Origin of the sequence: Aequorivita nionensis (assembly GCF_046352995.1) — a bacterium.
GTDB lineage: Bacteria > Bacteroidota > Bacteroidia > Flavobacteriales > Flavobacteriaceae > Aequorivita > Aequorivita nionensis.
The window spans coordinates 2,588,760-2,611,897 of record NZ_CP130281.1; the positions used below are offsets into that span (position 1 = coordinate 2,588,760).

The 23,138-nt window shown below is 36.0% G+C and carries 23 protein-coding genes; 9 read left to right on the top strand and 14 right to left on the bottom strand.

The features are described 5' to 3' along the window. The first annotated feature begins 34 nt into the window (after window positions 1-34). Window positions 35-2,470, top strand: coding sequence for a YfhO family protein (locus tag Q2U82_RS11825; protein WP_410005073.1), 2,436 nt, complete (start codon window positions 35-37; stop codon window positions 2,468-2,470). Continuing rightward, on the top strand, window positions 2,471-3,748 hold the full coding sequence (locus tag Q2U82_RS11830; protein ID WP_410005074.1) for a glycosyltransferase family 4 protein: 1,278 nt from the start codon (window positions 2,471-2,473) through the stop codon (window positions 3,746-3,748). A gap of 65 nt (window positions 3,749-3,813) precedes the next feature. Here the strand turns inward: Q2U82_RS11830 and Q2U82_RS11835 are convergent, their stop codons facing one another. Beyond that, window positions 3,814-5,076 carry a hypothetical protein gene (locus Q2U82_RS11835; protein ID WP_410005075.1) on the bottom strand — a complete coding sequence of 421 codons (1,263 nt, stop codon included), beginning with the start codon at window positions 5,074-5,076 and terminating at the stop codon, window positions 3,814-3,816. A gap of 280 nt (window positions 5,077-5,356) precedes the next feature. Beyond that, window positions 5,357-8,134: an excinuclease ABC subunit UvrA gene (gene uvrA / locus Q2U82_RS11840; RefSeq protein ID WP_410005076.1), complete on the bottom strand. Its 2,778-nt coding sequence runs from the start codon at window positions 8,132-8,134 to the stop codon at window positions 5,357-5,359. A 257-nt stretch (window positions 8,135-8,391) separates the two neighbouring features. On the opposite strand from uvrA, the gene Q2U82_RS11845 reads away from it, so the two are divergent. Continuing rightward, window positions 8,392-8,979, top strand: coding sequence for an RNA polymerase sigma factor (locus Q2U82_RS11845; RefSeq protein WP_410005077.1), 588 nt, complete (start codon window positions 8,392-8,394; stop codon window positions 8,977-8,979). 56 nt (window positions 8,980-9,035) lie between these two features. Further along, a complete protein-coding gene (locus Q2U82_RS11850; protein WP_410005078.1) occupies window positions 9,036-9,188 on the top strand; it encodes a hypothetical protein in 153 nt (50 codons plus the stop codon). 123 nt (window positions 9,189-9,311) lie between these two features. Here the strand turns inward: Q2U82_RS11850 and Q2U82_RS11855 are convergent, their stop codons facing one another. Continuing rightward, on the bottom strand, window positions 9,312-9,971 hold the full coding sequence (locus tag Q2U82_RS11855) for an endonuclease III domain-containing protein (protein WP_410005079.1): 660 nt from the start codon (window positions 9,969-9,971) through the stop codon (window positions 9,312-9,314). Window positions 9,972-10,001: 30 nt separating this feature from the next. On the opposite strand from Q2U82_RS11855, the gene bcp reads away from it, so the two are divergent. Beyond that, window positions 10,002-10,454, top strand: coding sequence for a thioredoxin-dependent thiol peroxidase (bcp, locus tag Q2U82_RS11860; RefSeq protein ID WP_410005080.1), 453 nt, complete (start codon window positions 10,002-10,004; stop codon window positions 10,452-10,454). On the opposite strand, the gene Q2U82_RS11865 is transcribed toward bcp, so the two are convergent. Further along, window positions 10,451-11,905 carry a TonB-dependent receptor gene (locus Q2U82_RS11865; protein ID WP_410005081.1) on the bottom strand — a complete coding sequence of 485 codons (1,455 nt, stop codon included), beginning with the start codon at window positions 11,903-11,905 and terminating at the stop codon, window positions 10,451-10,453. The two genes, bcp and Q2U82_RS11865, sit on opposite strands and share 4 nt — an antisense overlap. 78 nt (window positions 11,906-11,983) lie before the next feature. Between Q2U82_RS11865 and Q2U82_RS11870 the strand changes: the two genes are divergently transcribed. Together Q2U82_RS11870 and Q2U82_RS11875 are read left to right on the top strand one after the other, a co-directional pair. Further along, complete coding sequence (locus tag Q2U82_RS11870) at window positions 11,984-12,760, top strand: MBL fold metallo-hydrolase (protein WP_410005082.1); 777 nt, start codon at window positions 11,984-11,986, stop codon at window positions 12,758-12,760. 65 nt (window positions 12,761-12,825) lie between these two features. Then, window positions 12,826-13,257, top strand: coding sequence for a hypothetical protein (locus Q2U82_RS11875; RefSeq protein ID WP_410005083.1), 432 nt, complete (start codon window positions 12,826-12,828; stop codon window positions 13,255-13,257). A 23-nt stretch (window positions 13,258-13,280) separates the two neighbouring features. Here the strand turns inward: Q2U82_RS11875 and Q2U82_RS11880 are convergent, their stop codons facing one another. The 10 genes from Q2U82_RS11880 to Q2U82_RS11925 all read right to left on the bottom strand — a co-directional run bounded on the left by Q2U82_RS11880 (window position 13,281) and on the right by Q2U82_RS11925 (window position 22,049). Beyond that, window positions 13,281-13,937 (bottom strand): alpha/beta hydrolase, encoded by a 657-nt coding sequence (locus Q2U82_RS11880; RefSeq protein WP_410005084.1) that lies wholly within the window; start codon window positions 13,935-13,937, stop codon window positions 13,281-13,283. A 77-nt stretch (window positions 13,938-14,014) separates the two neighbouring features. Beyond that, window positions 14,015-14,338, bottom strand: a complete 324-nt coding sequence (locus Q2U82_RS11885) for a DUF4870 domain-containing protein (protein WP_410005085.1) — start codon at window positions 14,336-14,338, stop codon at window positions 14,015-14,017. 50 nt (window positions 14,339-14,388) lie between these two features. Then, the gene (locus tag Q2U82_RS11890; RefSeq protein ID WP_410005086.1) at window positions 14,389-14,712 is read right to left on the bottom strand and encodes a hypothetical protein; all 324 of its coding nucleotides are present in this window, start codon (window positions 14,710-14,712) and stop codon (window positions 14,389-14,391) included. Then, window positions 14,712-15,968, bottom strand: a complete 1,257-nt coding sequence (locus Q2U82_RS11895) for a dihydroorotase (RefSeq protein ID WP_410005087.1) — start codon at window positions 15,966-15,968, stop codon at window positions 14,712-14,714. Before Q2U82_RS11895 ends, Q2U82_RS11890 begins: the two co-directional genes overlap by 1 nt. Further along, on the bottom strand, window positions 15,965-17,902 hold the full coding sequence (locus Q2U82_RS11900; RefSeq protein WP_410005088.1) for a BatA domain-containing protein: 1,938 nt from the start codon (window positions 17,900-17,902) through the stop codon (window positions 15,965-15,967). The genes Q2U82_RS11895 and Q2U82_RS11900 overlap by 4 nt, the downstream gene beginning before the upstream one ends. A gap of 45 nt (window positions 17,903-17,947) precedes the next feature. After that, entirely contained in the window at window positions 17,948-18,925 is a 978-nt protein-coding gene (locus Q2U82_RS11905; RefSeq protein WP_410007159.1) for a sensor histidine kinase, read from the bottom strand. Window positions 18,926-18,928: 3 nt separating this feature from the next. After that, entirely contained in the window at window positions 18,929-19,144 is a 216-nt protein-coding gene (locus Q2U82_RS11910) for a hypothetical protein (RefSeq protein WP_410005089.1), read from the bottom strand. 92 nt (window positions 19,145-19,236) lie between these two features. Next, entirely contained in the window at window positions 19,237-20,439 is a 1,203-nt protein-coding gene (locus Q2U82_RS11915; RefSeq protein ID WP_410005090.1) for an ATP-binding protein, read from the bottom strand. Between the two features lie 124 nt (window positions 20,440-20,563). Further along, window positions 20,564-21,328: a TIGR02757 family protein gene (locus Q2U82_RS11920; protein WP_410005091.1), complete on the bottom strand. Its 765-nt coding sequence runs from the start codon at window positions 21,326-21,328 to the stop codon at window positions 20,564-20,566. Window positions 21,329-21,389: 61 nt separating this feature from the next. Beyond that, on the bottom strand, window positions 21,390-22,049 hold the full coding sequence (locus tag Q2U82_RS11925) for an ABC transporter ATP-binding protein (protein WP_410005092.1): 660 nt from the start codon (window positions 22,047-22,049) through the stop codon (window positions 21,390-21,392). A gap of 121 nt (window positions 22,050-22,170) precedes the next feature. On the opposite strand from Q2U82_RS11925, the gene folE reads away from it, so the two are divergent. Together folE and Q2U82_RS11935 are read left to right on the top strand one after the other, a co-directional pair. After that, window positions 22,171-22,770 (top strand): GTP cyclohydrolase I FolE, encoded by a 600-nt coding sequence (folE, locus tag Q2U82_RS11930; RefSeq protein ID WP_410005093.1) that lies wholly within the window; start codon window positions 22,171-22,173, stop codon window positions 22,768-22,770. 55 nt (window positions 22,771-22,825) lie between these two features. Next, complete coding sequence (locus tag Q2U82_RS11935) at window positions 22,826-23,128, top strand: hypothetical protein (protein ID WP_410005094.1); 303 nt, start codon at window positions 22,826-22,828, stop codon at window positions 23,126-23,128. Window positions 23,129-23,138: the final 10 nt, after the last annotated feature.

Genomic DNA, 23,138 nt, shown 5'->3' on the forward strand with positions numbered 1-23,138 from the left:
CTAATTTCCCCACTTCAAATCCATCCACCAAATTATGCAGCCCAACTATAAAAAATTCTTTCCCCATTTAGTTGTTTTCGTTTTGTTTATTGTTGCCTCGTTGGCTTACTTTAACCCAGTTTTGCAGGGGAAAAAAATATTCCAAAGTGATATTGTGCAATATTCAGGAATGGCAAAACAGCAAAACGATTTCAGAAAAAATACGGGAGAGGAAACCTATTGGACTGATGCGGCTTTCGGCGGAATGCCAACCTATCAGCTGGGTGCAAAATATCCAAACAATTACATAAAACAACTCGATCTCGCCATTCGTTTTTTGCCGCGTCCGGCAGATTATCTTTTCCTATATTTTATAGGAATGTACATACTTTTTTTGGTGCTGAAAGTTGATTATAAACTCGCTTTTCTCGGTGCTTTGGCCTTTGGTTTTTCAACCTATTTGATAATTATTCTCGGCGTTGGCCACAACGCAAAAGCCCACGCCATAGCTTATATGCCCTTTGTTTTAAGTGGAATATTTCTCACTTTCCGTGGAAAATATCTTTGGGGATTTTTATTGTTGACGGTTTCAATGGCGCTGGAATTGGTTGCAAACCACTTTCAAATGACTTATTATTTAATGCTTTTGGTGCTAATCATAGGTATCGTTTATTTGATAGATGCTTTCAAAAAGAAATTACTGCCGCATTATTTTAAAGCTGTCGGAATTATGGCCGTCGGTGTTTTAATTGCCGTAGGTTTGAACGCCACAAATATTTTGGCGACCAAAGAATACGCTGATACTTCGACCCGCGGAAAAACAGAACTGACCATAAATGCAGACGGTACGCCAAAGGACAACAAAACAGGGCTTGATTTTGATTACATCACCGAATATAGCTACGGAAGGCTGGAAAGCTTCAACTTATTTATTCCGCGGTTTATGGGCGGTAGCTCCACCGAGGCGTTTCCAAAAGATTCAAAAACTGTTGAAAGTTTAATGCGAATGGGCGCTTCTTCACAGGAAGCAAATCAGGTTTTAAACCAAATACCGATGTATTGGGGAGACCAATCTTTTGTGGGGGCACCCGCTTATATTGGCGCAATCATTATATTTCTTGCAGTTTTAGCTCTGTTTTTACTTCGCGGAAGATTAAAATGGTGGGCGGTTTCGGCCTTTGTTTTGACATTGCTTTTGTCGTGGGGAAAAAACTTCAGTGGCCTCACGGAATTCTTTATAGATTATGTTCCGTTATATGATAAATTCCGCGCGGTTTCTTCAATACAAGTAATTATTGAATTGATTCTTCCTATTCTGGCCATCGTTGGGCTGCATCAATTTTTCAATCAATTTGAAAGAGAAGAAGAGAAGAAAAAAGCCTTGTTGTGGTCCACAGGAATTGTTGGTGGTCTTACGATAATTTTCATTCTTTTTAAATCATCTCTTTTTGATTTTGCAAGTCCGTATGATAGCTATTTTAGAGATGAAATGGGGCTTCCGTTTTTAGAAGCAATTCGCGAGGATAGAATGTCACTTTTCACTTCCGATGCAATCCGCTCTTTGATTTTTGTTGTTTTTACAGCGGCTGTGCTTTGGTTTTTTATGAAAGGAAAACTAAAAAAAGGATTTGCCATTGTTGCGCTTTCCCTTTTGGTTATAGTAGATTTAGTGGGCGTTGACCGAAGATATGTAAATGAAGATGCTTTTGTACAAGCCAAATTGGTTGATGAACCATTCCAAAAGAACGGCGCTGATGAACAAATTCTGAAAGACGATGGGCATTACCGTGTTTATGACGCCACTACAAATGCTTTTAATAGTGGTCGCGCAAGTTATTATCACAACGCTCTCGGCGGTTATCACGCCGCAAAACCTGGCAGAATGCAGGACTTATTTGAATTTTACATCAGTCAGGGTAATATTGGAATTTTGAATATGATGAATGTTCGCTACATCATAACCCAATCTAAAAATGGTGGACCCGTAGCACAACGCAATCCGTATGCAAATGGCGACGCTTGGTTTGTAGAAAATGTGCTTCCTGCAGAAAATGCAAATGAGGAAATCCAACTTTTGGACAGTTTAGACACCAAAAAGACTGCGGTTGTAAATAAAGAATTTCTTTCAAAAATCCCGAGTCAAAAAACCGAAAGGGATAGCACTGCAACTATTGAACTTTTTAGTCATCAACCGAATAAATTGGTTTATGAAACCTCCACAAAATCGCCACAGTTGGCAATTTTTTCTGAAGTGTATTACCCAAAAGGGTGGAACGCATACATAAATGGTAAACCTGCTGAATATTTTAGGGCAGATTACTTGTTGAGAGCGATGGTAATTCCTCCCGGAAACAATAAAATTGAATTCATATTTGAACCGAAAGTTATTCAAACGGGAAGCACCATTTCACTGGCGAGTAGCATTATATTTCTTTTAATATTTTTGAGCGGCTTGTATTTTGCCTTTCGGAAAAAAGAAGTGAAGGAATAAATGAAACGCGCCCTAATCATCACATACTATTGGCCTCCAGCGGGCGGTCCGGGCGTACAGCGATGGTTGAAATTTGTAAAATATTTTAGGGAATTCGGAATAGAGCCGATTGTCTATGCTCCCGAAAATCCCAACTATCCCTTAATTGACGAAAATTTCTCTTCGGAAATTCCTTCTGATATTCAAATTTTGAAACAGCCAATTAGCGAACCCTATCGTTTCGCGAAATTTTTTTCAAAAAAGAAGACCAAACAGATAAGTAGTGGCATTATTTCAAAAAAGGAAATTTCTGCAATGGAAAAGTTGATGCTCTACGTTCGCGGCAATTTTTTTATTCCCGATGCGCGTGTTGGCTGGGTGAAACCTTCTGTTGTATTTCTTTCAAAATATATTTCTGAAAATGCCGTGGATGTTATAATAACAACCGGTCCGCCGCACAGCCTTCATTTGATCGGGATGCAACTTCAAAAAAAGATGGATGTAAAGTGGATTGCCGATTTTCGTGATCCTTGGACGACAATCCATTATCACAAATCACTTCGATTAAACAAAGCTTCGGAACGAAAACACAAAGCATTGGAAGCTTCCGTTTTAAAGGCAGCAGATATAATAACGGTTACGAGCCCAACTACAAAAAAAGAGTTTGGAATGATTACCGAAACTCCGATTGAAGTAGTTACAAATGGTTTTGATGTTTCCGAAAAAATTGATTTTGAGTTGGATTCCAGCTTTTCAATTTCTCATATTGGCTCGCTTTTGAGTGAGCGAAATCCTGAAGTTTTATGGAAAGTCCTTGCGGAAATTTGTAAGGAAAACAATTCCTTCAAAAATGATTTGCAGTTGAAATTTGCTGGTGCGGTAAGTGATGAAGTGAATCAAAGTTTGGAAGATTTTCATCTTTTGAAAAATTGTAAATTTTTGGGATACATTTCCCATTCCGAAGCCTTAAAAATGCAGCACCAAAGCCAAGTGTTGCTTTTAGTTGAAATAAACAGTGCGGAAACCCGTGCTATTATTCCTGGAAAGCTTTTTGAATATTTAAGCGCAAAACGTCCAATAATTGCATTGGGGCCTAAGGAAAGTGATATTGAGGGAATTATTGCTGAAACCAATTCGGGGAAATTTTTCAGTTATTGGGACGATGATACACTGAAATCTGAAATCCTTCACTTATACGAAGATTTTAAAAAAGAAAATTTAAATGTTTCTTCCGAAGGGATTGAAAAATACAGTAGAAGGGAACTGACGAAGAAAATGGCTTCTTTAATTCTGAATTAAAAAAAGTAAACCCCCGATCATCCAAGGAATCACGGAGGTTTAACCAACCAACCAAAAAACTATCTTTATCCTCTTCCTCTTTTGCTAACTTCTCTAGAAGAAGTGCCTCTTGAAGAAGTGTTCGCTTTTGAACTGCTTCGTGAAGGAGCGCTGGATTTATTTACTGTACTACGGCTCGCAGTTTCTCTTTTGGGAGCCTGTGTTGTATTTCTTGTTACCGATCTACTTTTGTTGTTTGACGAAGTAGTGCGGGTTTGTTGTTTTTGAACATTTCTGTCCGCTGAAACATTTCGTGAATTAGTTGGGCGAGTTGTATTCGCACTTCTATTATTTTTCACGTTGTTTTGGGAATTTCTTTTTTCTACATTTCTATTTGTATTGTTGCCATTCACTCTTGTTGTGTTTCCACTACGTGAGGTAACGGTGTTTTCTCTAGAAACGTTTCCTGAAGTATTTCGAGTGTTACGTGTGTTTCGATCCACATTTGTGGCTCCCTTGCTATTGGTGCTGCTGTTTCTTGAAACAGTATTACTTCTCGTATTACTAGCTTGTGTTTTATTGCTTCGGATTGAGCTATTGTTGCGACCGTTATTTGAAGCAACCATAGTGTTTCTTCTATTTGGATTGTATTCTTTGTTTATGGAAGACCTTCCTTTTTTGTCATAAACACGGCTTCCGGGACGATAAAAATCTCTTCTTCCATTATGGTAGGCTACGTGTTTTCTTTTTTTGTAATAAACGATGTGATCGTGATAGCTATACCTTACAGGGCTGTAGTATCTTCTGTAGGGCATATCATAAACTACACAATGACTGTAAACTGGAGGTGCGTAATACACGTGCCAAGGACGATAAACATAATATGGGTTGTACATATTTATAACGCCAGTGCAATGTGAAAAATAGCCGTAGTTATTATACACTACGTGTAATCCACCAACTCTAACTAATCTTCTGTCATTATATTGAATGTCAACATTTCCCGCTTGAATTATTCTACCGTAATAATCATAATAAATAGGAACACTTTCAACTTGAATTACCGCGCCGTAGTCATCATATTGAACGTAAGCATCATAATCATAACCAGAATTGAAACTTATATTGACATTGGGAGTATTGATAGTAACACTTGAGCCTTTTTGTGGCCCAACATATACAAAGTCAAACTGCCCATCGGGGAAAACGGAGAATTCCACATCGCCTTCCACAAAAATATATGCGTTACCATCATAACCTCGTCTGTTATTGTTTTCACTTTCGTTGGAAGTTGCATTTGCTGAAAATCCCATTAAAAGGATGCTAAAGATTAATGCTATGTTTTTCATAAGTTTCAAAATTTAAGGTTTGTACTCGCTTTAAATTTTTTGGTTAGCTATGTACGATTTTAAATAACCAACGACCGTGCCAAGTTTTTAAATCATTGATTTTCAGTGGTATTTTTGAAGTTTAATAAAACAGAGAAGATATTTTGAATGTGTTTAAATGAAAAATCCGCTGAAGTGTTTTACCATTTCAACGGATTTTAAAAAACTAACCAACCAAAAAACTAAAAGTCTTATTTTCTGTTATTTTGATTTCAATTAGTGTGCCAAAAAAACTTAACTCTTAAAGTTTTTCTTTTAAATAGGAAGCGGTAAAAGACTCTTTGCTTTTTGCAACTTCTTCCGGAGTGCCTTCCGCTACAACTCGACCTCCGTTTTCACCACCTTCTGGCCCAAGGTCTATTATATGGTCTGCACATTTAATCAAATCTAAATTGTGTTCTACCACAATCACTGTATGCCCTCTGTCAAGCAATGCGTAAAAGGAAGCCAATAGTTTTTTGATATCGTGAAAATGAAGCCCTGTTGTTGGTTCATCAAAAATGAAAACGGTTTTTTCCTTTGAAGTTCCTTTCACCAAAAATGAAGCAAGCTTAATACGCTGCGCCTCGCCACCAGAAAGGGTAGAGGAGCTTTGCCCCAGTTGCACATAGCCAAGCCCCACATCTTGCAGGGGCTGTAATTTTGCTGAAATTTTATCTTGTTTGTTCTCTCCAAAAAAAGTAACGGCGTCATCAACAGTCATCGTGAGAATGTCATCAATATTTTTACCTTGAAAAGTTACTTCCAACACCTCTTTTTTGAAACGTTTGCCATTGCAGGTATCACAAACCAAATGAACATCGGCCATAAACTGCATCTCGATGGTAACTTCACCTTCGCCTTTACAGGTTTCGCAACGGCCGCCATCAACGTTGAAACTGAAATGCTTTGCTTTGTAGCCGCGGATGTCCGAAAGTTTCTGCGAGGCATACAGATTCCGAATATCATCATAAGCCTTAATATAGGTTACGGGATTGCTTCGGCTGGAACGGCCAATTGGATTTTGATCAATAAATTCGATACTTTTAATGGTCCCAAAATCACCTTTTATTTCTGAAAACTGTCCAGGCTTTTCGCCATAACCGCCAATTTCACGAAGTAGGGCAGGGTAGAGAATTTTTTTGACCAATGTACTTTTCCCGCTTCCCGAAACGCCAGTAACAGCAGTGAATATATTTAAGGGAAAGGTAACATCTATATTTTTCAAATTATTCTGACGCGCACCAGTAATAGAAACTTTGTTTTTTGAAGTACGTCGTTTTTTGGGAACTTCAATTTCCATTTCGCCATTTAAATATTTTGCAGTAAGCGAATCTGATTTTAAAATTTCAGCATAGTTTCCCTGCGCAACCACTTCGCCACCAAAAGTTCCGGCTTCGGGGCCGATGTCTATAATTTCATCGGCAGCTTTCATGATGTCCTCATCGTGCTCTACAACGATCACTGTATTTCCTAAATCGCGAAGGGATTTTAAAACAACGATAAGCCTTTCCGTGTCTTTTGGATGAAGCCCAATACTGGGTTCGTCCAAAATATACATAGAGCCCACAAGGCTACTTCCCAAAGAGGTTGCAAGATTGATACGCTGCGATTCGCCGCCGGAAAGTGTGTTCGATTTTCGATTCAATGTTAAATAACCTAGACCAACATCTCTCAAAACTCCCAAGCGATTGTTGATTTCAAGTAATAAACGCTTTGCTACTTTTTCTTCAAATTCTGAAACTTCTAGTTTGTTGAAGAATTCTGCAGCTTTATCTAATGGGAGCTCTACCAATTCTTGGATTGAAGTATCGTTTATTTTTACAAAACCAGCTTCGGGGCGAAGGCGTTTTCCTTTACAAGTTGCACATTTTGTTTTTCCGCGATAACGGGAAAGCATTACGCGATTTTGGATTTTATAGCTTTTCGATTCCAAGAACGAAAAGAAAGAATTCAATCCTTCAAAATATTTATTACCATCCCAAACCAATTGTTTTTGTTCATCTGTAAGCTGAAACCAAGGTTTGTGGATTGGGAAATCAAATTTATAGGCATTATTGACCAATTGATCTCGATACCAGCTCATACTTTCCCCACGCCAAGGAAATATTGCATTTTCAAAGATTGAAAGCGCAGTGTTTGGGATCACCAAGTCTTCATCAATACCAATAACATCACCATAGCCTTCACAAGTTGGACAAGCACCGTAAGGATTATTAAAACTAAAAAGGTGCGCATTTGGTTCCATAAAGACCATTCCATCTGCTTCAAAACGATTATTGAATTCTGTTATTTTTTTTGAAGAAAGTTCTTCAATATACAATTCACCTTTTCCTTCAAAAAAGGCTATTTCAATTGCATCTGCTAACCGATTGTAAAAATCTTCTTCGTTTTTAGTAATAATCCGGTCAATGACCAAATCTATTTTCTTCGGAAATTTTTTCCCATTTAATTCATCAATCCTTAAAACTTCGCCATTTATTTTAATTCTTGAATAGCCCTGCTGTGCCAATGCCTGAATTTTATTTTCCATGGTTCGTCCTTCTTCTAAAAGAACAGGGGCGAGGAGAAGTAACTTTTCTCCTTCAGAATTTTTTTTTATAAAATTTATAACATCGGTTGTGGTGTCTTTTTTAACCTCTTTTCCTGAAATTGGTGAAATGGTTTTCCCGATTCTGGTATAAAGCAATTTCAAATAATCATATACTTCAGTGGAGGTGCCAACAGTTGATCGAGGATTTGTTGAATTTACTTTCTGCTCTATAGCAATAGCTGGAGCAATACCTTTTATTGAATCTACCTTGGGTTTGTCCAATCTTCCCAAAAATTGGCGGGCATAACTGGAAAGGCTTTCCACATAGCGGCGCTGTCCTTCTGCGTAAAGTGTATCAAACGCCAAACTGGATTTTCCACTCCCGGAAAGACCGGTGATAACAACCAATTTGTTTCGCGGAATAGCGACTGAAATGTTTTTAAGATTGTGAAGTTTTGCACCCTGAATCAGGATGTTTTTTTTGGTATCTAAAGTTTCTGTACTCAATTTATTTTCTCCTTGTTTTATAGCTTTTCGCAAAGATACTATATCGATTTCAGCAATGCGCCTTCAAGCTTATTAATATTTTTTATTGAAAAATTTAACCTTTTTTTTGCATTTGTAAAATCTTTGTTGTTATATTTACGGCTCTTAACGTCATATAAAAAAAATATTGCCTATAGCTGATCATTACTTTTAACAAATAAACATTGTAACTAAGCAACCAAATACATCGTTGTTTATTTTTTAAAAAAAGTATTGATATGAAGCAAAGTAATAACTCCTCTGATGCGTTTTTAGTGAACGCTTATATGAATGGTAAAGAATCTGCACTAAGCGAGCTAGTAACTCGACACAAGCAAAGAATTTACAGTTTTATTTATTCAAAAGTTTTTGATAGAGATGTTGCTGAGGACATTTTTCAGGACACTTTCATTAAAGTTATTAAAACCCTTAAAAGAGGCGCCTACAATGAAGAAGGCAAGTTTCTTCCTTGGGTTATGCGTATTGCGCATAATTTGGTTATAGACCATTTCAGAAAGAACAACCGTATGCCGAAATTTGAAAACAATAACGATTTCAACATATTCTCGGTTTTGAGTGATAATGCTTTAAATATTGAAAAGCAGATTATCAAAGGTCAAGTTGAAAGTGATGTAAGAAGATTGATTGAAGAACTTCCAGATGATCAAAAAGAAGTTTTGATGATGCGAATATATAAAGATATGAGCTTTAAGGAAATAAGTGAGCAAACCGGTGTTAGCATCAACACTGCTCTGGGACGAATGCGTTATGCGCTAATCAATTTGCGCAAAGTAATTGATAAACATAATATTATATTAACCAATTGATACAATAAACTAATTTTTGCTACGTTATTTGGAAATAAACCTCAAAATAACATTCTATGCAAAAATTTTACACTGAATCATCACGGTTGGACGACGTGAATAAAAAACTTGTTCCAAAAGATGAAACCATTAAGTTTCTTCTGGATTATTCGATGGCTTTAAGTGTTATAGATTACCATAAAATGAAGTTTGAAGCACTTCTAAACTAAACTTTGGAAAAACCCTGGAATTAGCTTTTCGGGGTTTTTTTTTTAAAAGAAAGTTTAATGGTTTAGATGTTGATGAGTTTAGAAAATGTTGGTTTAAGACACTCAATCTTTAAACGCCTCAACTCATCGACTTTTTTTATTCAAATAATCATTAATAACAGTTTTTCTGCCAATTGTTTTGGTAATTATATCTTTATCCAAATTCCAGCCTCTTGCAGGAGAATATTGTCTTCCATACCATATAATTTGAAGGTGAAGTTTGTTCCATAAATCTTCTGGAAACAAGCGTTTTGCATCTTTTTCAGTTTGAACCACATTTTTACCGTTTGTAAATCCCCAACGATACATTAACCTATGGATATGCGTATCTACAGGAAATGCAGGAACGTTGAAAGCTTGACTCATAACTACACTTGCTGTTTTATGGCCAACTGCTGGAAAAGATTCCAGCGCTTCAAAATCTGCGGGTACTTGGCCATTATATTTTTCAATTAAAATTTTTGAAAGTCCGTGAATACCCTTTGATTTCATAGGGGAAAGGCCCACAGGCTTTATAATTTCCCTTATTTCTTCAACAGAAAGCTTTACCATATCATATGGATTGTCGGCAATTTCAAATAAAAGTGGTGTTATTTGGTTGACACGAACGTCCGTGCTTTGAGCTGAAAGTAAAACAGCTATTAACAATGTGTATGGGTCCTTATGTTCCAAAGGAATGGGAACTTGAGGATAGATTTTATTTAACGTATCAATAACAAACGTAACCTTTTCTTGTTTGGTCATTTTAAGTACTTTTAAACAAAAATAAGGATAATGAAAACATTACAGGTAGGAGATAAGGCTCCAAATTTTAAAGTGAATGATCAAGATGGAAACACAATTTCATCAAAAGACTACGATGGTAAAAAGTGGGTTGTTTTTTTCTATCCAAAAGCCAGTACGCCAGGATGTACAACTGAAGCCTGCAATCTTCGTGATAATTATAAAGAACTTCAAAAAGAGGGCTTTGAATTATTGGGAGTTAGCGCCGATAGTGAAAAACGTCAAAAAAATTTTAAAGAAAAATATAATTTCCCATTTCCGTTATTGGCTGATGAAAACAAAGAAGTCATCAATGCGTTTGGAGTCTGGGGACCTAAAAAATTTATGGGAAGGGAATTTGATGGCATTCATCGCAAAACTTTTATAATGGACAAAACCGGAACCATTGTGCGGGTTATTGATAAAGTAAAGACGAAAGACCACGCGGCCCAAATACTGGATTAATTATTTATTTTTGCTGGCACTGGCTTGTAGTTAAAAAGACATTTGTCTTTTATAATTTCTGAAACTCCAGGAGGCAACATTTCTTCCCAACCTTCTTCTCCAGTTTCTATCATTGCTAGGACTTCGCGTGAAAATATTTCCATGTTTTCAGGGTTATAGTCCGTAATGTCAACTACTTTTCCATTGTATTTAAAGAATTTGTACAATTCCTTCATTCGTGGATGAACCTTTAGGTTTTCGCTGTTGGTGTATTCTCCAGTTTCTGGATCTTTCATTGGGTAGAGGTAAACCTTCAGATCTTTAAAGAATAATTTCCCAAAGGCTTCCAAAATACCACCACTCAAATGGCGATAGTATTTTTCATCAAAAATATCTACTAAGTTGTTAACGCCCATTGCTAGACCCATGCGCATTTTGGTATATCTGGAAAAGTATTCCACCAATTTATAATATTCCTGAAAGTTTGAAATCATAACGGTATATCCCAAGGAGCAGAGCAATCTTGCTCGGTCCATAAAATCCTCTTCGTCAATTTCACCTTCAGCACGAAGGTTTGAAAGGGTAATTTCAAAAATAACTTCGGTTCTATCTTTTTCTACCCTGTTTTCATTGAGAAACATTTCATAAGAACGCTTAAACATATCTATATTGACCTTTGTTACTGGTCTAAAGCTTCCGCGAAGTGCCAATATATTCTTTTTATAAAGAATTCTTGCGGGAAGAATGTTGTGTCCTTCAGGATCAAACATAACCGCATCCGTCATTCCATTTTTAATTAATTGAAGACTCATCAATCTATTGTCAACTTCAGCAAAACGTGGTCCTGAAAAATTTATAGTGTCAATTTCAATTTTATCTTTATCGATGTGATCATAAAGATAGCGCAACAGCTTGTTTGGCTGGTCATATTTATAGTATGCTCCATAAATTAGGTTTACCCCTAAAGTTCCAAGTGTAATTTGCTGTAATTGTGCATCGTTCTCGTGAAAACGAATGTGAAGCGTTATTTCATTATAGGGCTCTTTCGGATCAATTTGATATCGAATCCCGACCCAGCCGTGACCTTTATATTTTTTGGCAAAATCAATCGTAGCAACGGTGTTGGCATACGAAAAGAAAAGTCTGTTGGGATGCTTGTCACGATTTATGCGTTCCTCAATCAAGTTGAACTCGTGAGAAAGCATTTTCTGAAGTCTCGATTCTGTTACATATCTGTTGTCTTCTTCAATCCCATAGATGGCGTCGCTAAAATCCTTATCATAGGCTGACATGGTTTTGGCGATGGTTCCAGAAGCGCCACCAGCCCTGAAAAAATTACGCACTGTTTCCTGACCTGCTCCAATTTCGGCAAAAGTGCCGTAAATATTTTCATTCAGATTAATTCGTAAAGCCTTACTTTTTATGGAAGGAATATTTTCAAATTCCTTGTCTCCTATTATGGATTCTGGCATAACAACGTTCTATTTTTTATATAACAAAGGTAGCGATTACAATAGGTAAACAAAAAAAATACCAGTATTTTTGCTGGAATGAATTCAACTTTCACTGTTACATTTCTCGGCACTGGAACTTCGCAGGGAATACCCGTAATTGGTAGTAAACACCCAGTTTGTTTAAGTACTGACCCTAAAGATAAACGTTTGCGGGTATCAGTTTTATTGCGTTGGGACAATTTTTCTTATGTAATTGATTGTGGACCAGACTTCAGACAGCAGATGTTGCGCGAAAATGTTTCAAAAGTTGACGGGATCCTTTTAACCCATGAGCATAGCGACCACACAGCTGGATTGGATGATATTCGCCCATTTAATTTTTTGCAGGGCAATATGCCTTTTTATGCCCACAAACGGGTTTTTAAATCCTTGAGGGAACGATTCGCATATATTTTTGAGACAGAGAATAAATATCCGGGAGCGCCAAGTATTGAAGAAATTGAAATTGATAAGGACGCTCCTTTTATTATTGGAGGAAAAAAGGTAATTCCCATTGAAGCCATGCATGATACCCTTCCTGTTTTGGGTTTTAGGGTAGAGGGTTTTACGTATTTGACTGATGTAAAAACCATTTCAGAAGAAGAAATTGAAAAAGTGAAGGGAACAAAGGTTTTGGTTATAAATGCCCTTCGGGAAGAACCGCATTATTCACATTTTAATATCTCGGAAGCACTTGATTTTGTTGAAAAAGTGAAGCCAGAAAAAACATATTTTACACATATTAGCCACTTGATGGGTTTTCACGAAGAGGTTGAAAAAAAGCTTCCGGAAAACGTTCACTTGGCTTATGACACACTTACTATAACTATTTGATTATGAGGAATAAAATTTTCATGTATTTATTTTTTTTCGCACTGCTTTTCATTTTTTATCAATATATGAATGAAAAGAAAATTTTTGAATCACAAGATGCCAGAATAGAAAAACTTGAAGCAACTATTAAAACTGGGAATAATTCTATTGACAGTTTGCAGAATCAGGTTCGCGATTTAAATTATTTTACACTTTTGGGAAATGAAAATGCAATGACCTATTTAGAAAAAATGGGCTTTGAAGCAGCAGATGTTGAAGCGATGGTTTCTGACCAAATCTATGATTTCAACTTACAAAAAGGCAACAATCCATTGGTTCCTTTTGAAGGAATGAACGGCAATATGAAAATAAACAAATTGAAATTTTTGAACCACAAGTGGATACAAGCAGATTTTACCGATGGAAAATATTGGGGCGAAATGATTTTGGAATATTACTTTAATGAAAAGAAAGAACTTGAATTAACCCCAATTGCTTCACTTCTTTATCCAAATTGAGTTACTGAACCTTGTCCTAATTATCATTGGTTTTCTAGCCAGTTTTTTAATTCATAAAAATTCTGTGGTGCCACACCGTGACCAACCGGAAATTCCGAATACGTACAATCAATATTTAAATTTTTAAGAAATGGCTGGGTCTTTCTAGCCCATTCCACAGGAATTACTTGATCTACATTTCCGTGGGATGTATAAATTTTAAGCTTGCTGAAATCATTTTTGGTATAGCCTTCTTTTAAAATATCTACGTTGATGTATCCACTTAAACCAATTACATTCTTAACTTTTTCAGGATAGCTCAAAGCAACGGCGAAGCTTAAAATTGTGCCTTGGCTGAAACCAAGTAGCGTAATATTATTTTTGTCAACTTTGTATTTTTCAATCACTTCGTCAATACATTTCGAAACCAATTCCCGTGAGGCAATTGCTTGTTCGTCATCACTAAACTTTCCCTGTGAATTGTCAAAATAGATGTTATACCAAGCATTTCCGTATGGCTCCAATCTAATTGGTGCTTTAAGTGAAAAAATTGCATATTTTTCTGGTAATTCATTCGCGAAGGAAAACAAATCGTTTTCATCGCTACCAAACCCGTGGAGCATGATTATGGCCGGTGGATTTTCCGAAGAGTTATTAGCGGGCCTAAAATTGTGTTCTAAAAGTAAAGTCTGTTTTTCCATAGCTTGCAAAAATAAGCAAGACCTTTTAAACTGAAGGTCGTTCAACTTAAAAGGTCTCGTTAAATATTGTTTAAAATCTAAATTCCCTTAAACCACTCTTGAAATTGCTCGCCGAAAACTGGAACGGGTTTCATTTCGCCCTGTATGGCACTTAAAAAGCCGAGAAGCCAAAATACAAATATTGCTAAATTTATAATTGTTGAAAGAATCCAAATGCCAACAATCCAAGTAATAATAACCAAAATTACTCCTACACACATAATTCCCAATGACTGGCGTAAGTGATAAGAACCTAAAGAAGTTTTTTTCTCATTGTTCATTAGCAAAGCTATAACCCATCCAATAAAAAAAATATATGCAATGATGGCCACGTTCTTTCCGTTGTCTGTAGTTGTTTCCATTTTTTTTGAAATTAGGTTAGTTTATTGATAAGCTAAAGATAGCCATTACTTTAATTCAAAAAGGTAAACCACACCTGAAATTTTTCACTTAAGAAGGGTATGCCTTTTTCTTTATTGAAATAAGCCATAGCCCAGCAATATAGCCAAAGCAAGAAGCAAATACCCCATAGAATATCACCGATGGTCACATCAACATGTGACTGAACAATAAGTGAAACAATAAACAGAATAAACAAGCCGAACATATTCTTTATATGCCAAGTTGCAAAGTCATGATTTTCTTCTTTATTTAAGAAAAATGCAATCATGAAGCCCACAAATGGAGCATAGGCAACTAAAGCTGTGTTTTTTCCTAAAGGAGGATTAGTATTCATTATTTATTAAGCTCCAATTTGTTATTTGAAAATATTCCGTAAGGCTTTCCTTTTAGTTTCATACCCAATAAAGCAGTGTTTTTTGAAGTAGAAATAATGTCTTTTTCAGAAAATTCCCAGTTCTCATCAGGATTAAAAAGGGTGAGTTCAGCTATGTTTCCTTCTTCAATTTTTTCTGAAGGAATTCCGAAAGTATTTTTTAAACCAGTAAGTACTCTAACAGCTTCTTCAATGCCCAATACGGTATTTAAAGCTCCAAAACATCCTTCAAGCCCAATGCTTCCGAAAAATGCGTGCTCAAACTCAGTTTTTTTATGTTCTACATCTATTGGGTTGTGGTCACTGGTTACGCCGTCTATAGTTCCGTCTTTTAAGCCTTTCAGTAAAGCTTTGGTATCTTCCTTTGTCCGCAATGGTGGAAGTAATTTGTAATTCGTGTCAAAACCTTCCAAAACATCATCTGTCAATATTAGATTGAAAATGGCTACGCTACAAGTGATGTTTAATCCTTTCTTTTTGGCATCTTTAATAAGCTCAACAGATTTTTTGGTCGAAATGGTCGGGATGTGAAGTTTTCCGCCTGTATATTCCAAAATATACAAGTCACGGATTATTTGAAGTTCTTCAGAAAGTGCGGGAATCCCTTTCAATCCCAATCGGGTGCTGTTTTCTTCTTCATTCACCATTCCATTTCTAGCGACAGATTTTTCAAAAGGAAATGATTGCACCAAGCCATCAAAATTTTGGGTGTATTGCAATGCAATTTTCAAGAGGTTGGCGTTTGCAATTGGGTTTTTGTAATCGTAAAAAGAAATCGCACCTTCATTCTGCATATCATACAGTTCTGCCAAATCTGTTCCTTTACTGCCAACCGTTAATGCGCCAATAGGGTAGAGGCTCACTGCATTTCCCTCAGCTTTGCTTTTCAAAAATTTGATATGTCCTTTGCTATCGGTTACAGGAAAACTGTTCGCATTTACCGCAACACTTGTGAAACCACTATAGGCTGCCGTTTTTAAACCGTTTTGGATGGTTTCCCTTTCTTCAAAACCGGGTTCCCCAAAAGAAACACTACTATCAAACCAACCTTGCGAAATGTGGAGATTTTTTAATGAAACTTCCTTTATTTTTTCTGAAGATGGAATAGTTCCGGCAATCTTTGAAATTTTACCATTTTCAATTAAAACATCCCGTTTCTTTAAGTGGTGCTTACTGGAAGCATCAACAATAGTGGCAGATTTCAGTAATAGCTTCATTTGTAGAATTTTAAGATAAGCATTTCAAAAATTAAAAAGAGCAATGCAAAAATAGCAAACCATTTCCAGAAACTGTTAATTGAATTGGCTTCATTAATTGAATCAAAAAGGGCATCAATGGTTTTATAAACTTTTGCGCCTTTCCAGTCTTCAGGATTCAAATATTGCAACTGGCTTTCATTTCGGGCGTAATTGTAACTTATATTTTCCAAAAATTCGTTTTCCTTTACAATTTGGTAATTGTTAGCCTTGCCGGGTTCATCTGTGGTTGACATCAGAACGAAATTAGCCTTTGTTTGTTGAAGTGGAATAAACTGCGCTGTACTGTCTTTTATAGTCAGAATTTCATCTGCACTTAATTTCACTGGAATGGCGATTGAATTTTGTTCCCCAATCGTATAGTACAATCGCGGTAAAGGCAAACTTTGCAAAGCCATATTATAAATGGTCGGCACCACCAAAGGCGAATTTTGAAAGTTTGAATTCTCTTTATTTATTGCCGCAGTGAGTAAATAAGTTTTGTTTTTCTGAAGTAAAAAAGGTTGGTTGTCCTCAAAACCTATTGCAGATGTTGCAGTTGTTGAAATATCATAAAAGGAATTAACTTTTGGATATTGAAAATTTGCAACTTCCTTTTCAAAAACATCTTTAAATAATGGATGCGAGAAAACGATTTTCGTAATCTTTTTTTCCTGAACCCTTTCAGAAGTGAACGTTCCCAAAGACATTGTTTGCAGAAAGTTGTTGTAGCTGCTCAAATCTACTTCTGAAGCAGGGATAACAAGTACACTTCCGCCTTCATCACTAAATGATTTTAAAGCCGTGGCCAGTGAAGCTGGAATTTCTTTCAACTCATTCAATACAATAAAGTTTTGTTCGGGAATTTCATTATAGTTCAGCATTTTGAAGGTTTGCTGTGTAAATAGAAATTCCTCTTTTTCAAAAAGACGTTGAAGAAAATTGCCGTCGGCTTCATTTATGGCTAAAACCTTAATTTTCCCTGGTTTGTTGATGCTGAAAAATAATGAATTGTCAAAAGGAAGATTAGGGTCGTTTAGTTGTAGTTTCCCAATAAATTCTTCAGAATTATCGATGTCGAAAATTACGGATCCGTTTGCATTCTCTGAAAAGTCCAGTGCTGTCTTGGCAATTAATTTTTCACTATTGAAAAGGGAAATTGGCACATTGGAAGTTTCATTGCTATTCTCAGCTTGTTGAAGTGTTGAAACCTTCACTTTCAACTGTGTGGTAGAGGCATTTTTTGAAGCAACAAACACGCTGTCAATAGAAATATTTGAAGCTTTCACGGGCTTTAGTTGCACGGCCTCCAAAATTAGATCGTCTGGAATCTCCGGAAAAGCTTCTTTTTGTTGAAAATCTGAAATATAAACCAATTGCTTCAACACATCTTTTTCATTGGAAAAAAGCTGAGAGGCTTTTAATAATACTTGACTTGGAGTTAATTGATTTTGAAAGTATTCCACAGAAAGCACTTCATTTTTAAAATCCTGTGGTGAAGCATTTTTCCGTTCATAATTATTTGTAAACCAGCTTAATTTTTCGGTTCCACCAGTTTTATCAAACAAATCCTTTAAAGCTCGCTCCAGTATTGGTCCTTTGGGGCCTTTGGCTTGCATACTGAACGAATTATCAATATAGACTACAGTTTCTTTTTTGGAGTTTAGAGCTGTTTTTAAAGCTGTGAAAGGTTGTGCAAAAGCAATGATAATACAAGCCAGTGCCAACAAGCGCATCAACAAAGTGAGCCATTTTTTTAACTGCGAACTTTTTCGGGTTTGAATGGTCACTTTTTTAAGAAAAGCAACGTTGGTAAAATCTACTTTTTGAAAACGCCGAAGTTGAAAAAGATGAATAAATATTGGGATGAGCAGCAGGAAAAGGGCGTAAAGAATTTCGGGGTTTTTAAACTGCATTCCTATAAATATTGCCCAAAGATAAAAAATGGAACGTAATTAAAGCTATTTCTGAATGGTAAACGTGAAGATACTTCCTTTTCCGGGTTCTGATTCCAAAAAAATAGTTCCACCAAGCTTTGAAACCAAGCTTTTTACTGTCGCCAAACCTATTCCTGTTCCTTCTTTGCCATCTCTGTCCTTTATACCTGTGGTTTTAAAAAGAGTAAATATTTCTTCCTGTACGCCAAGGTCAATTCCCATTCCGTTGTCTTTGATTGAAAATTTATGAAAATCAGGCTCTTCACTGTATGTTATAGACACCAATCTTTGTTGGTTTAAATTGTATTTTAAACTATTATCAACCAAATTGAGGAAAATCTGGGAGAGCGCTGCCTTATTCACATTTTTCAACACACCCTCGGTAGGAAACTTAAAAACAATATCGTCTGTCATTAAAATTTCACTTATTTCTTCAAATAGTTTTTTTAGCTCAACGTCCTGTTTTTGGGCATCTATCAATTCATCAGCTTTGTAAAACTTTAAAATACCGTTTATGTAGTTTTTTAATGTTAATGATGATTCTTCAATGTAATTGAGATATGTATTTGAATCCTCGGAGAGGTTTTGAATATTTTCCTCGCGAAGCAAGCGGGTAAGCGAAGTAATGTTTGCCAATGGAGATTTCAAGTCGTGTGAGACCACGTGGGCAAATTTCACTAATCTTTCATTGCGCTGCTGCAATTCTTTTTGAAACTCTGTCAATAATTTATTTTTTTTGCGAAGTTCAAAAAGAATAACTACCTGTTTTGCCAATGCTTTCAAAGATGTAATTTGAACCTTGCTGAGTTTTCTAGGTTTGTGATCAAAAACACAAAGCGAACCAAGTTTGAAACCGTTGTTGCTAACAAGAGGAACCCCTGCATAAAATATGGCCTTCATTTCCGTAACTAAGGGATTGTCCTTAAAGCGCTCATCTTTTGTAGAGTCCTCAACAATGAATATTTCTTCTTCCTGCAAAATAGCGTGTCCGCAAAATGAAATGTTTCAGGGAGATTGGTTAAAATCAAGCCCAAAATGCGATTTAAAAAAATTTCGGTCGCTGTCCAGAAGGGTAATCAATGAAATGGGTACTTCACAAATTGCCGCAATAAGTGCAGTAATATTGTCAAAATCGTTTTCAGAAAGGGTATCGAGTAAATTGTATTTCTTTAATTCGGCAATCCGCTCTTTTTCATTGTCGGGGAATTTCGGGAAAATCATAAAAATATTTCAATGAGTATTTTTTATTCGCATAAATATAGTTGGATATAACTTATTTATTGAATAATTAACAGGATTTGAACTAAAAGGAGTTAGTTTTTTTTAATGTTAAATTGAAAAGAGGTCCCTTTTCCCAATTCTGAAGAAATTTTTATTTCCCCACCGAGTTTTGTTACAAGTTTTTTAACTGTGGATAGCCCAATGCCATTGCCTTTCTTTCCATTTCTGTCAAGTTTGCCCGTGGTAACAAACAGATCAAATATATTCGAAAGTTTGTCTTTTGGAATTCCCATACCGTTATCAGAAATTGAAAAATGATAAAACCCGTTTTTTTCGGTGCATTCAATGTCTATTTTTATTCTTTCCTTGTCGTTGTATTTTAAACTGTTGCCAACGAGATTAAGAATAATTTGCTCCAAGGCTGCTCTATTGGCCTGCATTTCAATATTTTCTTCTGGAAGATTTATTTCACAATCAATATTGATGTTCAACAATTCAATTATTTCCTCCAAAAGGTCATTGCTGTCAAAAACCTCAGCGTTTAAGGAAGCTGTCTTATCGCTTTCATAATGTTCCAGAAGTCCTGTAATATACTCGCTCAATGTAAACGAAGATTGTTTTATATATTCCAAATATTCTTGGCCCTGTTTGTCTAAGTGGTGACCATATTTACTGCGAAGCATATCTGAAGTTATAATCATATTTGCCAGCGGCATTTTCATATCGTGAGATACAATTCCTGCAAAGTTTTTAAGTTCTTCATTTTTATCTTTCAACTCTTGCTGCACAGCCAATAAGGTTCTATTGCGTTTTCGTGCTTCAAAAAGATTCACAACTTGATAAGCCATTGAAATGAGTGCCTTTTTCTGTGATTTTGAAAGCACCCTGGGTTTGGTGTCAAAAACGCAAAGTGTTCCCAGCGGATAGCCATCAGAGTTAATCAATCTAACCCCTGCGTAAAAAATAGCATTCATATCCTTTACGAGCGGATTATCCATAAAACGAGGATCTTTTCTGGCATCTTCAACAATAAAAATGTTTGATTCTTCCAAAATGGCATGTCCACAAAAAGAAGTGTTGCGCGGCGATTCATTAAAGTTTAAACCGTAGTATGATTTTAAGAAATTCCTGTCTGCATCAAGCAAGGTCACCAAAGAAATAGGAACATCACAAATGCTTGCCGTTAAAGCAGTTATATTGTCAAAATCCTTTTCAGGCAAAGTATCCAATAGATTGTATGACCGAACTGCAGCCAGTCGTTGCGCTTCATCAACAGGAAATTGTGGTGTTATCAAGGTTTATTTTTCATTATCTTAAACCCGAGAAAGGTTGGTGTTTAAGGATTAAACGTAAATGTACAACATTTTATAAAGACTTGTTGAAGCGAAAAAAAAAATGTGAAATGGGTTAATTTTTAAATCAAAAACGTTCAAAAATACCTAAGCCAAAAAGTGCAAAATCATATTTTACGGGATCTTTTGGCTCTAATTTACGAAGTGAGTTATCGAGTTCATTCAAGGCTTTGCCATCGTTTTGTTTTCTATTCAACAATTTGAGTTTTCGTGCCACATTTCCGCTGTGAACATCTAACGGGCATGAAAGTTGGGAAGGGGAGATGTTTTTCCAAATTCCAAAATCCACACCGGCATTGTCATTCCGGACCATCCACCTCAAAAACATATTTATTCTTTTTGCAGCAGAGTTTTTTAAGGGATCGCTAATGTGCTTTTGGGTCCGCGTAAGATGTGGAAGTTCAAAAAAGGTTTTTTTGAAATGATGGATTGCTGTTTGCATTGAATTTCTCTCGGAATATTGAGCAAAAACATTTTCCAGCCCACCGTGGTTTTTATAAATATTTTGAAGCGATTTTAAAAAGTAAAATAAGTCATCGTTATTAAAAGTTCGGTGAACAAATGGAGAAAGTGATTCTGCATTTTTTTCGGAAAAATCCATCACAAAATCATAAGGCGAATTGCCCATGATTTCCATTAATCGATGTCCGTTGTTAATGATACTCTTCCGGTTTCCCCAAGCAATTGTGGCCACAAGAAAAGCCGCAATTTCAATATCTTCCTTTAAAGTGAATAAATGTGGAATTTGTATTGGATCGCTATCTATAAACTTTGGATTGTTGTAAAGGATGACTTTTTCATCGAGGAATAATTTTAATTCACTTTTATTCATAAGAGTGAATTTTTGGAATTTGGCATTTGGCATTTGGCATTTGGCATTTGTTTTTTGAAGTTTATTTCATAATTACCCCATCCTGCATTACCAACTTTCTATCAGCCATATCTGCAAGCTCTGTATTATGGGTAACAATTACGAAAGTTTGTCCAAATTCATCCCGCAATTTAAAAAACAGATTGTGTAAATTTTCGGCGCTTTCTGTGTCTAGATTTCCGCTAGGTTCATCGGCTAGAATAATTGCCGGATTGTTAATCAGAGCTCGTGCTACGGCTACCCTTTGTTGCTCTCCGCCCGAAAGTTCATTGGGTTTGTGGTCTTCACGATGCGAAAGGCCTAAAAATGTGAGTAGTTCCTTTGCTCTTTTAATAACTTCAGATTTTTGGGTGTTCTTTATAAATGCTGGGATGCAAACATTTTCAAGAGCCGTAAATTCGGGTAGCAACTGATGGAACTGAAAAATAAACCCCAAGTTCTCATTTCTGAATTTTGCCAACTTTTTCCCCGAAAGGGAACCAATGTTTACACCGTTTATTGTTAATTTACTTTTGGAATTATCAAAAGCATCCAACGTTCCCAATATATGTAATAAGGTAGTTTTTCCGGCACCGGAAGCACCAACTATTGAAACAATTTCACTTTTTTTAATATGAAGGTCAACACCTTTTAAAACGTGGAGATTGTCATAATACTTGTGAATGTTTTGGGCTTCGATCATAGCAAAAATTTAAACCGTGAAAGTACTATTTATAGTGCTATAATGCAATCTGATGGGTTATATTGTTTTTATATGAAGTTATGTGTTTATTTTTGTTTTGAAACTCTTAAACAAAAGAAGAATGTCATCATATAGATACTTTGAGGAATACGACCAACCTGTAACCGATAATTTAGTTGATAATTACAGTAATATTTTAAGGACAATCGGTGAGGATGTTTCCCGTGAAGGAATACTTAAAACTCCTGAAAGAGCTGCGAAAGCAATGCAGTTTTTAACATCTGGCAACTGCCAAGATCCTGAAAAAATCTTGAAAAGCGCCATGTTCGCAGAAGCTTATCACGATATGGTGATTATTAAGGATATTGAACTATATTCCTTATGCGAGCATCACATTCTTCCTTTTTTTGGAAAGGCCCATATAGCCTATATTCCTGATGGATATATTGTTGGGTTAAGCAAAATACCTCGAATTGTAGATGTTTTTGCCCGCAGGCTTCAAGTTCAGGAAAGGCTTACCCACGATATTTTGGAATGTATAAACAATACTTTAAAGCCCAAGGGAGTGGCTGTGGTTATTGAAGCTTCACATATGTGCATGATGATGCGCGGCGTACAAAAGCAAAATAGTGTTACAACAACTTCCGGATTTCGTGGGCAGTTTGAAGCTATTGAAACACGTAATGAATTTCTGAAATTGATAAGTAGTGATTTAGCATAACTATTTTTTGGAATGTTTTTTGATTTCTTTTAAAAGAAGATTAAAAACAACGAAAATGAAAAACGAAAAATATAAACTATTACGACAAGGCATTATATATGATGTTGTTGGTATGATAACAATGACAATTCCAGTTATTGGCCCATTTTTAGATATTCTTTGGGCGCCGTTTGCCGCAAAAAAAATGAGCGATATGTATAAAGGAACCGAGGGAAAAATAGCTTCCGTCCTTGTATTCTTGGAAGAAATATTGCCTTTCACAGATGTTATTCCAACCTTTACTTTAATGTGGCTTTACACATTTGTTTGGAAAAAACAACCCACACCACAAACTATTGAAGTTAGAGTAAACGAATAAAAAAAGCCCC